Annotated in this window: 21 protein-coding genes (1 of these 21 running past the window's edge); 8 read left to right on the forward strand and 13 right to left on the reverse strand. The window is 47.8% G+C overall.

Translation table 11 applies throughout. The annotated features are described in order from the left end of the window. A protein-coding gene (locus KD909_RS11415; protein WP_211781623.1) for a PstS family phosphate ABC transporter substrate-binding protein crosses the window boundary here: on the reverse strand, nt 1–558 show its 5' end (the start). The gene continues 615 nt to the left of window position 1, outside the view; only the first 558 of its 1,173 coding nucleotides appear in the window; it begins with the start codon at nt 556–558; its stop codon lies beyond the left edge, outside the window. A gap of 39 nt (nt 559–597) precedes the next feature. Then, the gene (locus tag KD909_RS11420; RefSeq protein ID WP_249199027.1) at nt 598–1,539 is read right to left on the reverse strand and encodes a nucleotidyltransferase-like protein; all 942 of its coding nucleotides are present in this window, start codon (nt 1,537–1,539) and stop codon (nt 598–600) included. A 102-nt stretch (nt 1,540–1,641) separates the two neighbouring features. Between KD909_RS11420 and KD909_RS11425 the strand changes: the two genes are divergently transcribed. Then, the gene (locus KD909_RS11425; protein WP_031421140.1) at nt 1,642–2,001 is read left to right on the forward strand and encodes a YgzB family protein; all 360 of its coding nucleotides are present in this window, start codon (nt 1,642–1,644) and stop codon (nt 1,999–2,001) included. A 36-nt stretch (nt 2,002–2,037) separates the two neighbouring features. Here KD909_RS11425 and perR read toward each other — a convergent pair whose 3' ends face one another. Further along, nucleotides 2,038–2,469 (reverse strand): peroxide-responsive transcriptional repressor PerR, encoded by a 432-nt coding sequence (gene perR, locus KD909_RS11430; RefSeq protein ID WP_031421138.1) that lies wholly within the window; start codon nt 2,467–2,469, stop codon nt 2,038–2,040. A 191-nt stretch (nt 2,470–2,660) separates the two neighbouring features. On the opposite strand from perR, the gene KD909_RS11435 reads away from it, so the two are divergent. From KD909_RS11435 to KD909_RS11445, 3 genes are all read left to right on the forward strand, one after another. Continuing rightward, on the forward strand, nt 2,661–3,959 hold the full coding sequence (locus tag KD909_RS11435; RefSeq protein ID WP_211781624.1) for a glutamate-1-semialdehyde 2,1-aminomutase: 1,299 nt from the start codon (nt 2,661–2,663) through the stop codon (nt 3,957–3,959). A gap of 117 nt (nt 3,960–4,076) precedes the next feature. Further along, nucleotides 4,077–5,309: an MFS transporter gene (locus KD909_RS11440; RefSeq protein WP_211781625.1), complete on the forward strand. Its 1,233-nt coding sequence runs from the start codon at nt 4,077–4,079 to the stop codon at nt 5,307–5,309. Between the two features lie 53 nt (nt 5,310–5,362). Then, entirely contained in the window at nt 5,363–5,758 is a 396-nt protein-coding gene (locus KD909_RS11445) for a thiol-disulfide oxidoreductase DCC family protein (protein WP_015880898.1), read from the forward strand. 34 nt (nt 5,759–5,792) lie between these two features. Here KD909_RS11445 and KD909_RS11450 read toward each other — a convergent pair whose 3' ends face one another. The 4 genes from KD909_RS11450 to mutY all read right to left on the reverse strand — a co-directional run bounded on the left by KD909_RS11450 (nt 5,793) and on the right by mutY (nt 9,659). Next, a complete protein-coding gene (locus KD909_RS11450; protein ID WP_211781626.1) occupies nt 5,793–7,541 on the reverse strand; it encodes an ABC transporter ATP-binding protein in 1,749 nt (582 codons plus the stop codon). A gap of 39 nt (nt 7,542–7,580) precedes the next feature. Then, nucleotides 7,581–8,123, reverse strand: a complete 543-nt coding sequence (locus tag KD909_RS11455; protein WP_015880896.1) for a nucleoside tri-diphosphate phosphatase — start codon at nt 8,121–8,123, stop codon at nt 7,581–7,583. 89 nt (nt 8,124–8,212) lie between these two features. Further along, complete coding sequence (locus KD909_RS11460; RefSeq protein ID WP_211781627.1) at nt 8,213–8,638, reverse strand: hypothetical protein; 426 nt, start codon at nt 8,636–8,638, stop codon at nt 8,213–8,215. Beyond that, the gene (gene mutY, locus KD909_RS11465; RefSeq protein ID WP_211781628.1) at nt 8,625–9,659 is read right to left on the reverse strand and encodes an A/G-specific adenine glycosylase; all 1,035 of its coding nucleotides are present in this window, start codon (nt 9,657–9,659) and stop codon (nt 8,625–8,627) included. The genes KD909_RS11460 and mutY overlap by 14 nt, the downstream gene beginning before the upstream one ends. A gap of 88 nt (nt 9,660–9,747) precedes the next feature. On the opposite strand from mutY, the gene KD909_RS11470 reads away from it, so the two are divergent. Further along, entirely contained in the window at nt 9,748–10,731 is a 984-nt protein-coding gene (locus KD909_RS11470) for a metal-dependent hydrolase (protein ID WP_015880893.1), read from the forward strand. A gap of 26 nt (nt 10,732–10,757) precedes the next feature. On the opposite strand, the gene KD909_RS11475 is transcribed toward KD909_RS11470, so the two are convergent. Continuing rightward, nucleotides 10,758–11,291, reverse strand: a complete 534-nt coding sequence (locus tag KD909_RS11475; RefSeq protein ID WP_074037700.1) for a YceI family protein — start codon at nt 11,289–11,291, stop codon at nt 10,758–10,760. A 220-nt stretch (nt 11,292–11,511) separates the two neighbouring features. On the opposite strand from KD909_RS11475, the gene adh reads away from it, so the two are divergent. The 3 genes from adh to KD909_RS11490 all read left to right on the forward strand — a co-directional run bounded on the left by adh (nt 11,512) and on the right by KD909_RS11490 (nt 14,241). Next, complete coding sequence (gene adh, locus KD909_RS11480) at nt 11,512–13,032, forward strand: aldehyde dehydrogenase (RefSeq protein ID WP_211781629.1); 1,521 nt, start codon at nt 11,512–11,514, stop codon at nt 13,030–13,032. 1 nt (nt 13,033) lies between these two features. Further along, nucleotides 13,034–13,396, forward strand: coding sequence for a DUF779 domain-containing protein (locus KD909_RS11485; protein ID WP_015880890.1), 363 nt, complete (start codon nt 13,034–13,036; stop codon nt 13,394–13,396). A 119-nt stretch (nt 13,397–13,515) separates the two neighbouring features. After that, nucleotides 13,516–14,241, forward strand: a complete 726-nt coding sequence (locus KD909_RS11490; protein ID WP_211781630.1) for a nuclease-related domain-containing protein — start codon at nt 13,516–13,518, stop codon at nt 14,239–14,241. 41 nt (nt 14,242–14,282) lie between these two features. Here the strand turns inward: KD909_RS11490 and KD909_RS11495 are convergent, their stop codons facing one another. From KD909_RS11495 to KD909_RS11515, 5 genes are read right to left on the reverse strand one after another with little or no spacing between them, the layout of a single operon-like run. Further along, the gene (locus KD909_RS11495; protein ID WP_211781631.1) at nt 14,283–15,353 is read right to left on the reverse strand and encodes an ABC transporter substrate-binding protein; all 1,071 of its coding nucleotides are present in this window, start codon (nt 15,351–15,353) and stop codon (nt 14,283–14,285) included. Next, nucleotides 15,350–16,144: an ABC transporter permease gene (locus tag KD909_RS11500; RefSeq protein WP_047795862.1), complete on the reverse strand. Its 795-nt coding sequence runs from the start codon at nt 16,142–16,144 to the stop codon at nt 15,350–15,352. The genes KD909_RS11495 and KD909_RS11500 overlap by 4 nt, the downstream gene beginning before the upstream one ends. Continuing rightward, complete coding sequence (locus KD909_RS11505; protein WP_015880886.1) at nt 16,141–16,962, reverse strand: ABC transporter permease; 822 nt, start codon at nt 16,960–16,962, stop codon at nt 16,141–16,143. The genes KD909_RS11500 and KD909_RS11505 overlap by 4 nt, the downstream gene beginning before the upstream one ends. Beyond that, nucleotides 16,949–18,055, reverse strand: coding sequence for an ABC transporter ATP-binding protein (locus KD909_RS11510; protein ID WP_015880885.1), 1,107 nt, complete (start codon nt 18,053–18,055; stop codon nt 16,949–16,951). Before KD909_RS11510 ends, KD909_RS11505 begins: the two co-directional genes overlap by 14 nt. Nucleotides 18,056–18,076: 21 nt before the next feature. Further along, nucleotides 18,077–18,616 (reverse strand): helix-turn-helix domain-containing protein, encoded by a 540-nt coding sequence (locus tag KD909_RS11515; RefSeq protein WP_015880884.1) that lies wholly within the window; start codon nt 18,614–18,616, stop codon nt 18,077–18,079. Between the last annotated feature and the right edge of the window lie 91 nt (nt 18,617–18,707).

The following is an 18,707-nucleotide window of genomic DNA, read 5'->3' on the forward strand; positions in this document are numbered from 1 at the left end:
GTCAGCCTGATCGTTCATTAGTCGACTATATGCTTCCGGCGTTGTCGTCGATACGACTTTACTCGTTTGATCATTGTATGGATCATACGTTTCCGAGTCCGGATAGACTGCTTCTACGAATGAAGCGTACATCGGATAGAGCGCCGTCGCTCCGTCTAATCGCGGCAACCCTTCCCCAAACTTCACCGAAGCCTCGTGATCGAGTCTCGCCAATTGTCCTGAATCCGTGAACGGCTGATAGTCCGTCAACTCCACTCCGCGTTCCTCAATCTTCAAGCTATCCTGATACATATAATATCCTTTCACAGAAGCGAAGAGGACAACACCGACCAACGTACCCCAGCCGAGAACTTTTCGAATCTTTTGTTTTGAAAAGGACGAGAAATCATAGAGTCCCATACATACGATTAGTAGAACGGCCATATACCATATCGTCCAAAGAATTGGTCGCCCGAGTGTGATGGGGTCTCCCATCGTAAAAAGGGCGACGAAGACTGAAATCACAATCGTGACAAATAAAATAAAAACGGTTCCCACACTAAATTTCAATAGTTTCATATAACTGATTTTCTCCTCGTTGTTCCTAGGAAAGGGAAGTTAAGCAATCTCATAAAGCACTGCTTCTACCCCGACTCCTTTTGTCGGTCTCGTGACCGTACGAACATACCCTTTTTTCACTAAAAAACCAATGATGCTCCCAAGGTCGACACGGAGCTCGTTCAAATTTGGATGTTCCATCAATTCCGGGAACGTCCACGCGCCGTCTTTCTCCTGCATCGTCTGAAGTAATAACAACGTCCCCGGCAACACTTTCGATTGAATCAAATGTTCCATGCCAATGACGACGAGGTGGATGCGCTGTTCAAGCGACTCTTGTCCTCCGACCAATTCCTCGTGCAGTTTATAGATTTCGAGGTCGATGGCTCGTACCTGTTCCCACAACACGATCTCTGGATGAATCCCTGCCTCAAGAATCGAGAGGCGAGCCAGGTGAGTGAGCGCATGATGAATCTGAGTGAAGGCGTCTTGGAACTCCCCTTCTAAAAACAGGTATCGTCCGTCTTCAAACCGACGCAACAATTTTGCAAATGAGATCGAGAGTTGTAACCGTTGTTCTCGATTCGTTAAATTGCGGTTGCGTTGTCGCAACTCCAAGATGTACTCATTCCGTTCGAACAAGACGATCCCGTCTTCAATCCAATGAATGGCTCGTCGATTTTCATTCAAGACAATCCAACGATCCATCATCGAGTCACTGACTACGTGCAGGACGATTTTTTCTTGACCGACCTGATAGTGTTTCACCGTCCAAAACGGTTCTGGTTTTGCTTCAATCACAATGAGCAGGCGATCCGACTGATCCGTCAACGGATCACGTGCCCGTTTTTTCTTCACTTCAATAATCCCGAGTGTCGTTTTTAATGCAGCATATTCTGAGTAAATGGTGCGAGTCGCATATTCCATCGTCATCTGGACCCCTTCTCTCCCAATCGCAAGTTGACTATATATATGACGATTGTCATTTTCGATACGAACCAAATTCGCCCTCTTTTCAAAAAACTCCTGCCGAAAAAGTGCAGGAACTTCTCACTCGTTTCAAGATGAGCTATGATAGAGACAGACTATTGGAGGGATTCACTCATGAAAAAACGGGGGAACAAAATCAACCGCGCGCGTAATATAGCATTACTTCTTATCTTCGGCGGGATCGGTGTCATGTATCTCGGTCTTCTCGCAAAATCCATCACCTGGCTCATGATTATTTTCATGCTTCTTGGATTTGTCATGGTACTTGCGAGCTCTGCTCTTTACTTCATCGTCGGGATGGCCTCGACAAAAGCCATCATCGTGACTTGTCCGAACTGTGAAAAAGAGACGAAGATGCTCGGACGCGTCGACTTATGTATGCACTGCGACGAGCCGCTCACAATCGACCGTTCACTCGAAGGAAAAGAATTCGATGAGAAATATAACAAACGTCAGTCACAACAAACGGACTAACATAAAAACCACATCCGACTGCTCGGATGTGGTTTTTTAATGCGTTTGCGATTGTTCAGACTGACAAGACGGGCACGTTCCGTACACTTCAAGACGGTGACGATCAACTTTGAATCCAGTCAATTGTGATGCAACCGATTCGATTTCATCTAATACAGGATAGTTAAAGTCGACGACTTTTCCACACGTATCACAGATGATGTGATAGTGCTTCGACGTCACAAAGTCAAAACGACTCGAGGCGTCCCCATAGTTCATCTCTTGAACGAGACCCACTTCTTTAAAAACGCGCAAGTTGTTATATACAGTGGCCACACTCATATTTGGAAACCGTGCGGCAAGTGCCTTATAAATGTCATCCGCTGTCGGGTGACTATGCTCCGTGACGAGGTACTCCAAAATGGCCTGGCGCTGAGGCGTCATTCTGACTCCATGTTCCCGGAGCGACTGAACAGCATGGTCAAGCATTTCGCTTCCCACGTCAATCCCTCATTTCTTCTATAAAATTCATGCGAAATAGTTTTGGACATTAACTTATTTCTTACATAGTAATCTTTATAAATAGTGTACTGATTTCTCAACTACTCGTCAAACACTGAGCTTATGCGGTTGACGGCTATGATACAATAAGTGCGAATTTGAATAAGGAGGCAATACATATGACTACTTCATCAAATCGTCAGTCATCCGATGCATTATACCAAGATGCACTCACTCACATCGTCGGAGGTGTCAACAGTCCATCCCGCTCATTTAAAGCGGTTGGTGGCGGCGCCCCCGTTTATATGGAACGCGGCGAAGGGGCCTATTTTTATGATGTAGACGGCAATCGTTACATCGATTATTTGGCGGCATATGGTCCAATCATTACCGGCCATGCCCATCCACACATTCACGAAGCGCTTATGAACGCTTCTTCAAAAGGTTTATTATACGGGACGCCACACCGTCTCGAGGTTGAATTTGCGAAGAAACTAAAACAAGCCATCCCTTCGATGGATAAGGTACGATTCACCAACTCCGGAACAGAAGCCGTCATGACGACGGTACGAGTCGCCCGTGCTTATACCGGTCGTGAACTCGTTGTGAAATTCAGCGGTTGTTACCATGGACATTCGGATCTCATGCTGATTGCAGCAGGTAGTGGTCCAGCGACACTCGGTTCTCCTGACTCAGCAGGTGTGACGAAAGCCACTGCCAAAGAAGTCATCACCGTCCCATTCAACGACGTCGAAGCGTATCGCGAGATGATGAAAGAATGGGGAGACCAGGTTGCATGTGTCCTCGTCGAACCGATTGTCGGGAACTTCGGAATCGTCGAACCGAAGCCTGGTTTCCTTCAGGCCGTCAATGAGATCACGCACGAGCATGGTGCCCTCGTCATCTATGATGAAGTCATCACGGCATTCCGTTTCACGTACGGAAGTGCCCAACAAGTGTATGGCATCGAACCGGATATGACGGCACTCGGTAAAATCATCGGTGGTGGTCTACCAATCGGTGCTTACGGCGGGAAGGCTGAAATCATGGAGACGGTCGCCCCACTTGGACCTGCATATCAAGCCGGTACAATGGCCGGTAACCCTGCCTCGATGGCCACAGGAATCGCTTGCCTGGAAGTGCTGGAGCAACCTGGTGTCTATGAGAAATTAGACGCACTCGGTGCGAAACTGGAAGCCGGCATCCGTGAGGCAGCGGAGAAGCATGACGTCACGATCACGCTCAACCGCTTAAAAGGTGCCCTTACCGTTTACTTTACGGATGAAATCGTCACCGACTATGAAGGTGCGGAAAAGTCAGATGGTGAGAAGTTCGGACGCTTCTTCAAGTTGATGCTTGAGAATGGCGTGAACTTGGCTCCATCAAAATATGAAGCCTGGTTCTTGACGACAGAGCATACGGAACAAGATATCGAAGAGACAATCGAAGCGGTCAATCGCTCGTTTGCCCAATTGTAAGAAGGAGATGCGCGAGCATCTCTTTTTTTCGTCTAAAAGGGGACATCTTCAAAAAAAGTGTCTCTTTTTACTGAGTACCGTCCCCCATTACAGTAGAACCAAGGAGGTGCTCACCATATGAAATTTAAAGATTTCCCATTAAATGTCCGCTTGCGACTCGTTTGCGGATTTTGTATTCGAATCGTCGGATCAGCCATTTTCCCATTCATGGCACTCTATTTCTCAGAAGAGTTGGGGAAAGTGCCAGCCGGTATCATCATGACCTCATTCGTTATCGTCGGTTACTTGACCGGTCTATTCGGTGGGTACTTTTCCGATCGGTTCAATCGGAAGGTTGTCTTACAGATTGGCCAGGTGATTCAAATCATCTGTTTTCTTGGGATGACCATCGCGATTCACCCATCGAATAACTGGGCACTCGTCGTCGCCATCCTCTACTTCGGACATGCCGTTTCGAACGGATTGAACTATCCGGCACTTGAGGCAATCGTCATCGATTCCATGGAAGGATCGAATCGAAAAGCCATCTACGTGTATGACTACTGGCTCGTCAACTTGGCGATCGCCGGAGGCGTCCTGCTCGGCGGCGCCTTTTATCGCGACCATCGCTTCGCTCTCTTTATCGGTATGACGGTCATTCTCACTGTGACCACAATCATTCTTCAACGTTTCTTGGTCGACACATATACTGGCAACCGCTCAACACCGTCAAACCCGATTCATGGTGTCATCGAAAACTATAAAATCGCGTTACGCGACCGCCGATGGATCACATTCGTATTTGGAAGTATGCTCGTCTTTTCGACCGAGTTTCATATGGCGAACTATATCGGTGTTCATTTAGCAGAGTCATTCGAAAGTCGTCAAATTCTCGGAATACCTGTTGATGGGGTTCGCATGATGGCGTTTATGCAACTAGAGAATACCTTGCTCGTCGTCGCCATCACGTTTGCGGTTACTGCGTTCGTCAAACGTTTCAAAGAGAAGACCATATTTTTCATTGGCTTATCGTTATATATCACAGCATACGCCGCCATCACCTCAATGAACTCCTTCATCGTTCTGGCCGTACTCGCGATTATCTTCACAATTGGCGAACTCCTCTACTCGCCGATTCGACAAGTGAAACAGGTTGACCTCCTCGACCCTGAACGCCGTGCCTCTTATCTTGCATTCGGCGGCCTCACGTTCCACGGAGCCAAATTGGTTGCCGCGGCAGGCATTGTCGTCGGCGCGTTCATCGGTCCGGTCTTGATGAGCGGTTACATGTTCGTCTTCGGTGCCCTCGGTGCTTACTTGTATTATGTATCGCTCTATAAGATGCAACCTGCTCGCCAACTCGCTGCTTGACGTTTAACATGAAGACAAAACGGTAAAACAGTACGATGAAGGAGGCGAAGTACTTGCCTGCGATTGTTTTATTTGATGGCGATTGCAACTTCTGTGATGCCAGTGTCCAGTTCATCATTCGTCATGATCGACACGCCTCGATTCACTTTGCTTCGCTCCAAAGCGAGGTCGGTCAGTCGCTCCGAACACGACACCGGATCCCGGAATCAGTCGACAGCATCGTCTATATTGAGGAAGGGGTTCCTTACTTAAAATCAGACGCTGCGATTCGAATTGCCGAACACCTTGATGGCCGTTGGCGCCTGCTTCGACTCATTCGTTTCATACCTAGACCGATTCGTGATCATGGATATGCGTTATTCGCCAAACATCGGACACGTCTATTTGGGAAAAAGGAAGTGTGCACACTCCCTTCCCCGGATGTTCGTAAACGATTTTTAGACCGCTAAAAAAGTCGAGCCATTAATGGACTCGACTTTTTTATTATTCGACTACGGCTAAATCTTGAATCATATACAGGTCGTAATACGCCCCGCGACGACGCATCAACTCTTCATGCGTTCCCGTCTCCATGATTTGACCGTTATCCACGACGACGATTTGATCGGCGTCCGTAATGGTCGACAAGCGGTGGGCAACGATTAACGTCGTCCGTCCTTTCGTCAGACGGGCCAGCGAGTCTTGAATCATCGCTTCACTTTCTAAATCAAGCGCACTCGTCGCCTCGTCTAAAATCAAGATCGGTGGATTCTTCAAGAAGACACGTGCAATCGCAAGCCGCTGCTTCTGTCCACCAGACAGTTTGACACCTTTCTCCCCGACCGGTGTCGCATATCCGTCCTGTAGTTTCGAGATGAACTCATGGGCGTTCGCCGCCTTGGCCGCCGCGATGACTTCCTCATCCGTCGCATCCGGTTTCCCCATCCGAATATTCATGGCAACCGATTCGCTGAAGAGGACCGAATCCTGCATGACCATCCCAATCTGGTCGCGGAGTGCACGTAATTTGAAATCACGCACATCGACGCCGTCGATTTTGATGCTTCCATCCGTCACGTCATAGAAACGCGGAATCAAACTGACGAGTGTCGATTTCCCTCCACCGGACATTCCGACAAACGCCACGCGTTCCCCGGAGCGGATTTGGAGGTTCACATCGTTCAACGCTCGTGTCCCGTCCTGTTCATACGAAAAACTCACGTGCTCAAGGTCGATTTTACCGGCTGTCGACAACGGGACGAACCCGTTCGGTTTCTCCTCGATATCATATGTCTCATCCAAGAATTCAAAGACACGGTCCATCGAAGCGACCGACTGAGTGAGTGTCGTCGCCGAGTTGACGAGACGACCGAGCGGCGCATAGAGTCGGTCGATATACGCGATGAACGCGACGAGCGTCCCGAGCGATACCGCTTCTTGAATGACGAGCCACGATGCCGTCGTGAAGATGAGGATCGGTGCGATGTCAGTGATGGTCGATACGACGACATACGTCTTGGCGTTCCAACTCGTATGTTTGAGTGCCGCGTTCAAAAAGCCACCGTTCTGTTGTTCGAACGCCTTGTTCTCATATGGCTCTAGCGCAAAACTCCGAATGACCGCCATCCCGTTGACGCGCTCTGTCAAATGACCTTGTAGGTCAGCGAGTGCCGCCGACCGTTCACGCGTCAAACGACGCAACCGTCCATAGAAATAGCGGACTGCGATCGCATAAAACGGAAGTGGTAAAATCGCAATCAGCGTGAGTTGTGGGTCAATCGTATACATGATCCCGATGGCGATAAGAATGGTGATCATGTCGAGCCAAATATTCATCAGACCGGTGATGACGAAGTCTTTCGTCTGTTCGACGTCGTTGATGATCCGTGAAATGATTTGTCCCGTCTTATTGTTTGAATAATAGCGGAGTGACAACTTCTGGACGTGGTCGAATAACCGGTTCCGCACATCGAACAAGACACGCGTTGCGGCCCACTGCGCCAAATACTGACGCAAATACTCGATTGGCGGCTTGAGGACCAAGAAGACGAAGAAAACGATGCTGAATAACCAAACGAGCGTCGTATAGTCCTGCTTCGGTGCATCGTCCGTCAAATAGTTATCGATGACATATTTATAAAGTAACGGTAATCCGAGCGGGATGGAAAACTTCAAAATGCCGACGAAAATGGTAAGGGCAATTTGTTTCTTATACGGACGAACAAACTGCAAATAACGTTTAATACTACCCATAATGCCTCCTGACTTAAGAAAAAAAGCGGAGATGAGGAATCATCTCCGGTAACGTGCTTCGTATTCGCGATACCATTCATCGACGAATGTTGGGTTGAACGGCCCTTTCCGTCCTCGAATCCAGTTGATCAGCTCTTGCACGTTCTGCTTCAAGATTCGATCAATCGCTTTCGGATAATTCATCTCGCGACGATGCCGCTCATATTCATCTTCATCTAAAATCGTATACGACATATCCGGGAACACCTTGATGTCCAAATCGTAATCGATGTATTTGATGGCACGTTCATCCCCATCAAATGTAGTCGGCGAACCTAGATTACAGTAATAGTAAATCCCGTCTTCGCGAATCATACAGATGACATTGAACCAATACTCAGATGAAAAGTAGCAAATTGCCGGCTCTCGCGTTCTCCATTGCCGACCGTCTGACTCGCTGACCATGATGCGGTCATTGAATCCGATCATATCCGTTTTTGACGACTGAAGGACGAGCGTTTCTTCCCAAACGCGATGCAAAGTTCCGTTGTGCTTGTAGCTCTGTATCTCGATTTTGCTACCTGCTTTGGGAAATAAGCTCATAAGCTCCTCCTTTCCGCTATGATGCTATACAATTCTCATATTTAATTATAGCGACTTTCAGAACCAATGAAAAAGGAAATCTCTTATTTTCATGAATTTAGTGTTTTTTGGAAGGCGCGCGCCCGCTCTTGGAACATCGGACGAAGCACGAAATACTCGACGAGTATGTTCGGAACATAGCTATCGAACGTCACTTCGTCGATCATGACCGCCTTGCCATCACGCGATTCGACCCGGTGCACATGTGTGAACCGTTTGAACGGAAACGGTAACCTCTTTCCTTGATCGCAGAATGCCTGGTTTCCCACAACGGTGATGGCACTGTTCCACGGCAGCTCCACCGGACCGACCCCAACGAACAACTTCACTTCATTCCCTTCGACCGAGGCGCCGTCCCCTACTAAACGTACTTTAGGAAACTTCGTCAGTTTCGTCAAAAGCGAGGCATCCTGTAACAAATCCCAAAGCACATCGACCGTCGTATCATATGTCGACTCTACATCAAATCGTCTCACGTTCGCCACCTGCCAATCGTTCTAATTTTTGTTGAGCCACAGAAACCGTCTTCACCTCACGCTCCGAAGCGTCTAGCCAGACGACGTCATCCGTCGGAAGCGTATCGACGCGATACAAATCGATATACCAAACGATATGAGAGAAGACATGTTTCACTTGCCCGAGATACATTCCGTTAAGTTGTTCCCCCGTTCCTCGATCCATAAGCGGATATTGCCACATCCCAGCAAGCAACCCTTTGTCCGGTCGTTGTTCGTAGGCGACTTTTCCATCTTTCTCGATACACAGCGCGTCATACATTTCGATACGTGCTGCTCCCTTCTTCGTTTTGACCGGCAGCTCATCTTGTACATGATGCGCATATGCATAACATGTGTCTTGAACAGGACAGAGTGAGCACATCGGATTTTTCGGCGTACAGACCGTCGCACCTAACTCCATCACGCCTTCGTTAAAATCGGATGCGTGAGCCGGATCCATCAACCGACGAACGACTTGTTCAAAGATTTTGCGCGTCTTCGGCAAGGCGATGTCGTCATAGATCCCGAATTGACGGGACATGACGCGCATGACGTTTCCATCCACAGCCGGTTCCGGTTGATTGTACGCGATCGACAGTACGGCTCCCGTCGTATACGGTCCGACCCCTTTTAGTTTCTCGAAACGCTCTTTCTCCTCTGGGACGATTCCCTCGTAAACAGAAGCGACTTCTTTGACCGCTTCGTGTAAGTTCCGGACGCGAGAATAATACCCGAGCCCTTCCCAATACTTTACGACCTCATCCGTGTCAGCAGCTGCGAGATCTTCGAGCGTCGGAAAGCGTTCCATGAACCGGTTGTAATATGGGATGACCGTATCGACTCGTGTCTGTTGCAACATGACCTCACTCACCCATACGCGATAAGGATTTTTCGCATGACGCCAAGGTAAATCACGCTTTTCCCGATTGAACCACGTGACGAGTTCCTCGTTGAAATGATGAATATTATAATTTGTGAACAATTTATCAAGATTAAGCATTGTGTTTCCCCTCGTTTTAAAAATATTGTATGATAAATAGGAATAGATGACGTAATTCTTTCATTATTGATGGAGGTGCTGACGCACATTGGATACTGCGACACACATTGGTATGGGACTTGGATTAAGTGCCATCGCGACGCTCAGCCCGGAAGTGTCAGGTGATGCACAACTGTTTTTAGCCATGACAGCCACGGCTCTCGTCGGCTCGCATGCACCAGACTTCGACACCGTCTTTAAGTTAAAAGGAAATAGTACGTATTTACGCCAGCATCGTGGTCGTTCACATGGAATCACCGCGCTTCTTGCTTGGCCAATCATCGTCAGCGCCGTCATCGGGACGGTCCTCGGCGTCAATCCTGCCTCCTTATGGGTCATGGCACAAATCGCCGTGTTGCTTCATGTCACGGTCGACTTGTTCAATGCCTACGGGACGCAAGCGCTACAACCTTTTTCCAAAAAATGGATCGGCTGGGGCGTGATCGGGACGTTTGATCCGTACTTGTTCTCCGCTTATTACGGTGCATATGCATTATGGATGATAACGGGTGCGACTGTCCCTATTTTTGCACTGCTCATTGCGCTTGTCATCAGTTACTATGCCATTCAGTTTAAATTACGTAACCGTGCACTCGCTACCGTGGCGAGACACTTTGCAGGGGCACATGAATTGTTCATCTCACCAGGAATCGGTTGGGATGACTGGCATGTCGCCGTCCGTTTCCGCGATGGTCTCGGAGCCGTAAAAGTGAAAAAAGGCAAAGTCATCGAATGTGGTCGCTTCCGCGACAAACCGATGCCAGGAGAAGAAGATCTCCATTTCGTAGAGGCTCGGAAAAATGCAGACTTACAGGCGTTCCTCGAGTTTTCTAAAATTCACACGTACACCGTGACACGTCATAACGGGATGATCGAATACCGCTTTACAAACTTGCGTTATTTCTCTAAAAACATGTATCCGTTCGTTGCCGTCGTCATCGTCGACGAGCAGACGAATGACGTGTTGTCATCCTTTACAGGTTGGGTGTTTAGTGAAGACAGCCTTCAGAAAAAGTTAGTATACGAACAATAAAAAGTCGCTCAGATGAGCGACTTTTCTTATGCCTCCGATTCAGTGAATTGGAGCTCGAACTCGAATTTGACTTTCTTATCGACGAGGACACCACCCGCCTCAAGCGCTTGGTTCCACGTTAATCCATAGTCCTCACGGTTGAGCGACCCTTCTCCGGAGAAGGCGTGTTTCGTATTGCCCCATGGGTCTTTTGCGCTTCCCTCATACTCCACTTCAAACGTCTCTTCCCGAGTCGTTCCTCGAATCGTTAAATCCCCTGTCACTTCGAATTCTCCGCCCCCTTTTGAACGGAAAGAAGTTGAATGAAAGACGAGATGTGGATGCTCCTCGGCATTGAAAAAATCGCCTGAACGGAGGTGGTTATCCCGATCCGTGTTGTTGGTGTCAATCGATGCTGCCTGAATCGTCACTTTCACACTCGCATTCGCTAAATCGCTCGGCTCACCGTTCGCCTTAATATCAAATTCTTTAAACTCGCCCTTCACCTTGGAAATCATCATGTGCTTGACCGTGAACGTGATCGAACTATGCGCCGGGTCAATTTGATATGTCTTAGCCATCGTGAATCACTCCTTATGGATGAATTAATGTTTACATTCTAGTGATTTCCACAAATCTTGAGTTCAAAACGTTTTTACAAAAGATTGACAAATTATTGTCGAAAAATTTTGACTTTTATCACATCATACCGTTACGATGAAAAAAGGGAGTCGTTCGCTTACTGAAAAATGTAAGCGCATACATAACTCCTCTATCTCGTATGAAAAGGGAGGAACGATCATGATTTATGAAGTACCGAACTCAGCAGGAACGAAAGTACAGTTTAAAGACCGTTATGAGAACTACATTAACGGAAAGTGGACCGCACCGGCTGGTGGAGAATACTTTGAAAACACATCTCCTGTAAATGGGAAAGTATTATGTGAAGTCGCCCGCTCAACGAAAGAGGATATTGAACTTGCTTTGGATGCCGCTCATGCAGCCAAAGAGGATTGGGGCAAAACGTCCGTCACGGAGCGTTCTGTCATCTTGAATAAAATTGCAGACCGCATGGAAGAGAACCTCGAAATGCTCGCCTACGCGGAAACATGGGAAAATGGAAAGGCCGTTCGGGAAACGCTCAACGCTGACCTTCCGCTCGCCATCGACCACTTCCGTTACTTCGCAGGAGTCATCCGCTCACAAGAAGGTGGCATCAGTGAACTCGACCATGATACGGTCGCCTATCATTTCCATGAGCCGCTTGGTGTCGTCGCTCAAATCATTCCGTGGAACTTCCCGATTTTGATGGCGGTGTGGAAACTCGCGCCGGCACTCGCTGCCGGAAACTGTGTCGTCTTAAAACCGGCCGAACAAACCCCTTCTTCAATCATGGTTCTCATGGAACTCATCGAAGATTTATTACCACCTGGCGTCATCAATATCGTGAACGGTTTCGGTCTCGAAGCAGGAAAACCACTCGCATCGAGTGACCGTGTCGATAAAGTCGCCTTCACGGGTGAGACGACGACGGGTCGCCTCATTATGCAATACGCTTCTCAAAACATTATCCCTGTCACGCTTGAGCTCGGTGGGAAGTCACCAAACATCTTCTTTGCCGACATCATGGACGCGGATGACGATTTCTTTGATAAAGCGATCGAAGGTCTCGTCATGTTCGCCTTGAACCAAGGGGAAGTCTGTACGTGCCCATCTCGCGCCTTGATTCAAGAGTCGATTTATGACAAGTTCATGGAGCGCGTGCTAGAACGCGTCAAAGCAATCAAGCTCGGCAACCCACTCGATGCCGATGTCATGATGGGTGCACAAGCGTCGAACGAACAGATGGAGAAAATCCTGTCTTATCTCCAAATCGGGAAAGACGAGGGCGCAGAATGCCTAATCGGTGGAGAGCGCAACATGATGGACGGAGATCTTGCGGATGGGTATTACATTCAACCGACGATCTTTAAAGGCCATAACAAGATGCGAATCTTCCAAGAAGAGATTTTCGGACCGGTCTTATCCGTCACAACGTTCAAAGACGATGCGGAAGCACTCGCCATCGCGAACGATACGCTTTATGGACTCGGGGCAGGCGTGTGGACTCGTGACATGAACCGTGCGTACCGCTTCGGTCGTGAAATTCAAGCAGGACGTGTCTGGATCAACTGTTACCACTCCTATCCGGCACATGCCGCATTCGGCGGTTACAAAATGTCTGGGATTGGGCGTGAGAACCATAAGATGATGCTCGGTCATTATCAACGTACGAAAAACATGCTCGTCAGCTACAGCGAACAAAAGCTCGGGTTCTTCTAAGATGGTGAGACGAGTCGAGGCCACCCCCGCCGCGCTCGAACTCATCGAACGTCTGAAATCGAAACACGGTCCCCTCCTCTTTCATCAGTCAGGAGGATGTTGTGACGGGAGTTCTCCCATGTGTTTCCCACGTGACGAGTTCATGGTGGGCGACCACGACGTTCTTCTCGGTGAAATCGGCGAGACGCCCTTCTATATCCATGAGAAACAGTATGATTATTGGAAACATACACAACTGATCATTGATGTGGTCGATGGTCGGGGTGGTATGTTTTCACTCGAAGGTGTCGAAGGGAAACGATTTTTAGGACGTTCTCGAGTCTTTACAGAAGAAGAGCGTGAGGCGCTGAAGCATGAAACCTAAGCAAAAGGACCCATTTGGATGGGTCCTTTATGATGTAAAAAACGATTATCCTCGATTGTAAAAAATATACATATGAATCATCTCGCTTCTTGTATAGTGGATACAAAGGGAGGGATTTGATGGCTTCACTACTAACAGAAATGTTCGAAGGTATTTTAGTCACCTTGATTAGCATATTCGCACCCATATTTCTCATCCTCACACTCATCATCATCTATAAGGTCAAACGTTATCAAAACAGTCAATATTCTCAACAAACTCGACATTCTTACTTCAAAGTGGTTCAAGACACTGGTCTATTCGGAGAGTACCTATGTGTGGCGGAGATTGAGTCAAAGTTCTTCCAACCGTTGATTCTGACAAACCTGTATCTCCCCCATCCTTCTAAAAAAGATCGAACCACTGAAATCGATGTCATTTTAATCAACCAATCCGGGGTACATGTCATCGAATCTAAAAACTATAGCGGTTGGATATTCGGTCGGGCACGTGACCAATACTGGACGCAGACACTCCCCCGCCGTAAAAAGCATCGTTTCTTCAATCCGATCAAACAAAATGAATTGCATCTCAAAGCCATCGAGCAAGTGCTTGGAGTGGACCGAACCCATCTCCACTCATGGATTGTGTTCAGCAATCGTTCGACGCTCAAACAAATCGAATCTGCCGAGGTCCCTGTGCTCAATCGCCAACAGTGGATCAAAGAGCTGATCACCTACCAGGACTTTGTATTTGATCTTGATGAGCAAGTCCGACTATACGAAATCTTACACTCCTTCACACAAGTCGACACGACTGTCACCTTGAAACATATCGAAGACATCAAATCGACAATCAAGCAGTAAACAAACATCCCCGTACTCATGATGAGCGCGGGGATGTTTCGTCATTTACTCTGCATTTTAAAGCGTAAATACAATTCGTTATAGTAAGCGTTCATGCGCTTCCCTAGGTTTTCATACACTTCAAGGTCCTGCGTCACTTCACGAGACGGGTAGAACCGTTCATCCGATGTGACTTCTTCATCCAAGAATTCGAGAGCCGCTTCGTTCGGTGTCGAGTATCCGACATAATCCGTGTTACGTGCCGCAATCTCAGCATCTAACATAAAGTCGATGAACTGATGTGCCCCGTCCACGTTTTGTGCCGTACTTGGGATGACGAGGTTATCAAACCAGAGATTCGTGCCTTCTTCCGGAATGACATACGTCAGTTCTTCGTTCTCATACATGATTTCCGACGCATCCCCGGACCAGACGACGGCTGCCGCTGCCTCACGGTTCGCCATCAGCATTTTGATTTCGTCTCCGACGATGGCTTTGATGTTCGGCCAAAGCGTTTCCAACTTTTGCTCCGCTTCAATCAACTCATCTTTATTCGTCGTGTTGAGAGAGTAACCAAGCGAGTTCAGGCCGAAGCCCATCACTTCACGTGTCCCGTCCGCAAGGAGAATGTCGTTCTCGAGCGGCATATCCCACAGGTCGTTCCATGATGTTATTTCACCATCGACCAGCTCAGGATTGTAGACGATCCCGACCGTACCCCAGAAATAAGGGACCGAGTACTTGTTACCCGGGTCGAACGATTTATCGAGGAAACGCGGATCGATGTTATCAAAATTTTCGAGCTTATCGTAATCGATCGGAAGAAGGAGGTTCTCCTCTCTCATCTTACTGATCGCATAATCGGATGGAACGGCGACATCAAAGGCCGTACCGCCTTGCTCAATTTTCGTGAGCATCGCTTCGTTCGAGTCGAACGTTTGATAAACGACCTTCAACCCGCTCTGCTCTTCGAACTCACCGATCAAGTCCTCATCGATATAATCTCCCCAGTTGTAGACGACAAGTGTGTTGTCGCCGCCGAATCCTTGCGCAGCATTCAGTTGCTGAATCCAAAGAAGGAGACCAAAGCTGACAATCAATGGCACAGCCAACATGATGACTAGTTTTTTCATCGTCTAACCTCCTTTGATCCTCGTTGCGCCAACACATAATATCCGATGACAAGAATGAGCGTGAAGAGGAACAGAATCGCAGACAACGCATTGATTTCAAGCGAGATACCTTGACGTGCCCGCGAATAGACTTCTACGGCGAGCGTCGTAAAGCCGTTTCCTGTCACGAAGAATGTGACAGCAAAGTCATCTAACGAATAGGTAAGTGCCGTGAAGAAACCGGCAAATACCCCTGGCGTGATATATGGCAGAATGACTTTCGTCAATACGTCCCACGTGCTGGCTCCTAGGTCACGTGACGCATCAATCAACGTCGGACTCATCTCTTGGAGTTTTGGCAACACCAGGATGACGACAATCGGAACCGAGAAGGCGATGTGCGACAAGAGGACCGAATAAAAGCCTAACTGAATCCCTAGCATCGTGAAGAGGATCAAGAAGGACGCCCCAATGATGACGTCCGGGCTTACGATCAAGACGTTGTTCAATGATAAGAGCGACGTCTTCGTATACTTTTGTTTCGCCGTATAGATGGCGAGTGCCCCGATGACACCGAGCACGGTCGAAATCGTTGCCGAGAGCAGCGCGATGACGATCGTATTCAAGACGATGACGAGAAGTCTCGTGTCCGTGAAGAGCGACTTGTACCATTCGAGGGTGAACCCTTCGAAGTTACTCATCGTTCCGCCACTGTTGAACGAGTAGAAGACCAAATATAGGATTGGCGCATATAAGATGAAGAAGACGGCCGCCAAGTATAAGTTTGATAATTTGAATCGTTTACGTTTCATCGACGAACCGCTCCTTTCGCACCCCAGTCACGTGTGACGACCATGACAAGAACCATCGCCAAGATGAGGAAGACGGCAATCGTCGAGCCCATCCCCCAGTTTTGTGTGACAAGGAATTGTTGTTCAATCGCTGTACCGAGTGTGATGACTCGGTTCCCGGCGATGAGTCGGGTGATCATGAAGAGCGATAATGCCGGAATAAAGACGATTTGAATCCCTGACTTGACGCCGTCAAGCGTCAACGGGAAGATGACACGTCGGAATGTCGTCCAGTTCGATGCACCTAAATCACGGGATGCGTAGACGAGTGATGGCGGTAACTTCTCAATGGCGTTGTAAATCGGCAAAATCATGAACGGGATGAAGATGTATACCGAAACAAAGACGAAACTGAAATCGGTGAATAGAATCTGTTTCGTCCCAATACCGATGGCTTCTAAAAATTGATTCGTAATCCCGTACGTCCCAAAAATTCCAAGGAACGCATACGCCTTTAACAACAAGTTAATCCATGACGGCAGCAAGATGAGTAAGAGCCAAAGCTGTTTATGCTTCGTCTTCGTCAACAAGTATGCCGTCGGATACCCGACGAGTAACGAGAAGAACGTAATGAGAAACGCATACCAGAACGACGAGAGCGTCATCGACAAATACGTCGACGTGAAGAACGTCTGATAGTTTTCTAAACTCAAATTCCCATCGATATCAAAAAAGGAATAATAGACGACGAGGACGAGTGGTGCGATGACGAACAAGGCGATCCAAATCCAATAGGTCGTTAAATATACCGTCTTTGCGGTCTGATTAGTTTGATTCATGAGGGACCTCCTCGTAGGATTCGAGACGACGGTCAAATTCTTCTTCTGTTTCACCTAGTCGCATGACGTGAATCGCTTCTTCGTCAAACGTCAATCCGATTTTTGAACCGACGATTGATTTCTTCGTCGAGTGGACGAGCCATTCGTTTCCTTCTTGGTCATAACAGCAAATCTCGTAGTGGACACCTCGGAACAATTGAGAATCGACGTCGACGACGAGTTTCGCTGCATCGACCGATGTCATCTCTAAGTCTTCCGGACGAATGATGACCTCAACTTTTTCATTGCGGTCAAATCCTTGGTCGACACAGTCAAACGTTTTACCAGCAAACGTGACGATATTGTCTTCCGGCATGACACCCGGCACGATATTCGATTCACCGATAAAGTCTGCAACGAAACGGTTGATCGGTTCATCATAAATATCAGTCGGTGTCCCACTCTGAACAATTTTCCCGTTGTTCATGACGAAAATCTCATCCGACATGGCGAGCGCCTCTTCTTGGTCATGTGTGACGAAGATGAAGGTGATGCCAAGACGTTGCTGTAACTCACGAAGTTCATATTGCATCTCCGTACGAAGTTTCAAGTCTAAGGCAGAGAGTGGTTCATCGAGGAGAATGACCTCCGGCTCATTTACGATTGCGCGGGCGATGGCGACACGTTGGCGTTGTCCACCTGACATCTCATCGATTTCGCGCGAGCCGTATCCTTCTAAGTTAACGAACTTTAAAGCCTGCTCCACTTTCGCTTTCACATCTGCTTCTTTCAATTTTTTAATGCGGAGGCCGAATGCGACATTCTCAAATACGTTTAAATGAGGAAACAGCGCATAATCTTGGAACACGGTGTTCACTTGTCGTTTATTGGCGGGCACATCGTTGATTCGTTTCCCGCTGAAGTGAATATCTCCTTCGGTCGCATCGGTAAATCCGGCGATGAGACGCAAAATCGTCGTCTTCCCACATCCCGATGGACCGAGAAGCGTATAAAACTTCCCTCGCTCAATCTCAAAACTGATATCTTCAAGGACGACTGTGTCGTCGTAACGCTTTGACACGTGGTCAAAGCGAATAATTGTCTCTGCATTCATGCTGTTTCCTCCTCTGTTGACTTATAAATATGAATGGGTCGCGACGATGAGACATTCACTCTCCCCGTCGTTGTCGTTGACGAGTTGATGCGAATCCGAGGCGACATAATAAAGGGTTTCCCCTGTCTTGGCAAAATATGTGTGGTTCCCTAATTTCAAGGCGATTTTGCCGGACAAGACGTATACGAGCGTCTCCGAACGCGAAGGCTCATATTGTTTGAACTCTCCATGTTTGAAAAACGTGACCAGGATGGGCTCCATCTCTTTTTCATTCGATTCCGGGATGAGCCATTCTGTCCGATATTTGCGTTCTTCATCCGTATAGATGGTGCGATCGTCAACGGTATACACCACTTTTTGATTCAACTCTTCATCGAAAAACTCTTTCGGGGAACTCCCGAGGACATTCAATAAATCGAATAACGTTTCTAGTGAGGGAGAGCTTAAATCCCGCTCGATTTGAGAAATGTATCCTTTACTCAAATCTGTACGTTCCGCCAACTCCTCTTGGGTCAATCCTTTTTTGATCCGGAGCCGCTTAATGTTTTGACCTACTTCCAACGACTGAACGCCTCCTTTTTGTTTAGTGAAACATGAGTTCAACTAAAGAAAGTTTATCTATACTATACTTTAAAACAAACTATTAGCGACC

The sequence above is a fragment of the Exiguobacterium sp. PFWT01 genome (genome assembly GCF_018255795.1).
Taxonomy (GTDB): Bacteria; Bacillota; Bacilli; order Exiguobacteriales; family Exiguobacteriaceae; genus Exiguobacterium.

Coding starts and splice junctions, on each gene's coding strand:
- KD909_RS11490 (WP_211781630.1), top strand. CDS start 13,516: ATGGCTTCACTACTAACAGAAATGTTCGAAGGTATTTTAGTCACCTTG.
- KD909_RS11425 (WP_031421140.1), top strand. CDS start 1,642: ATGAAAAAACGGGGGAACAAAATCAACCGCGCGCGTAATATAGCATTA.
- KD909_RS11485 (WP_015880890.1), top strand. CDS start 13,034: ATGGTGAGACGAGTCGAGGCCACCCCCGCCGCGCTCGAACTCATCGAA.
- perR (WP_031421138.1), bottom strand. CDS start 2,469: ATGCTTGACCATGCTGTTCAGTCGCTCCGGGAACATGGAGTCAGAATG.
- KD909_RS11475 (WP_074037700.1), bottom strand. CDS start 11,291: ATGGCTAAGACATATCAAATTGACCCGGCGCATAGTTCGATCACGTTC.
- KD909_RS11505 (WP_015880886.1), bottom strand. CDS start 16,962: ATGAATCAAACTAATCAGACCGCAAAGACGGTATATTTAACGACCTAT.
- KD909_RS11500 (WP_047795862.1), bottom strand. CDS start 16,144: ATGAAACGTAAACGATTCAAATTATCAAACTTATACTTGGCGGCCGTC.
- KD909_RS11440 (WP_211781625.1), top strand. CDS start 4,077: ATGAAATTTAAAGATTTCCCATTAAATGTCCGCTTGCGACTCGTTTGC.
- adh (WP_211781629.1), top strand. CDS start 11,512: ATGATTTATGAAGTACCGAACTCAGCAGGAACGAAAGTACAGTTTAAA.
- KD909_RS11495 (WP_211781631.1), bottom strand. CDS start 15,353: ATGAAAAAACTAGTCATCATGTTGGCTGTGCCATTGATTGTCAGCTTT.
- KD909_RS11450 (WP_211781626.1), bottom strand. CDS start 7,541: ATGGGTAGTATTAAACGTTATTTGCAGTTTGTTCGTCCGTATAAGAAA.
- KD909_RS11510 (WP_015880885.1), bottom strand. CDS start 18,055: ATGAATGCAGAGACAATTATTCGCTTTGACCACGTGTCAAAGCGTTAC.
- KD909_RS11455 (WP_015880896.1), bottom strand. CDS start 8,123: ATGAGCTTATTTCCCAAAGCAGGTAGCAAAATCGAGATACAGAGCTAC.
- KD909_RS11435 (WP_211781624.1), top strand. CDS start 2,661: ATGACTACTTCATCAAATCGTCAGTCATCCGATGCATTATACCAAGAT.
- mutY (WP_211781628.1), bottom strand. CDS start 9,659: ATGCTTAATCTTGATAAATTGTTCACAAATTATAATATTCATCATTTC.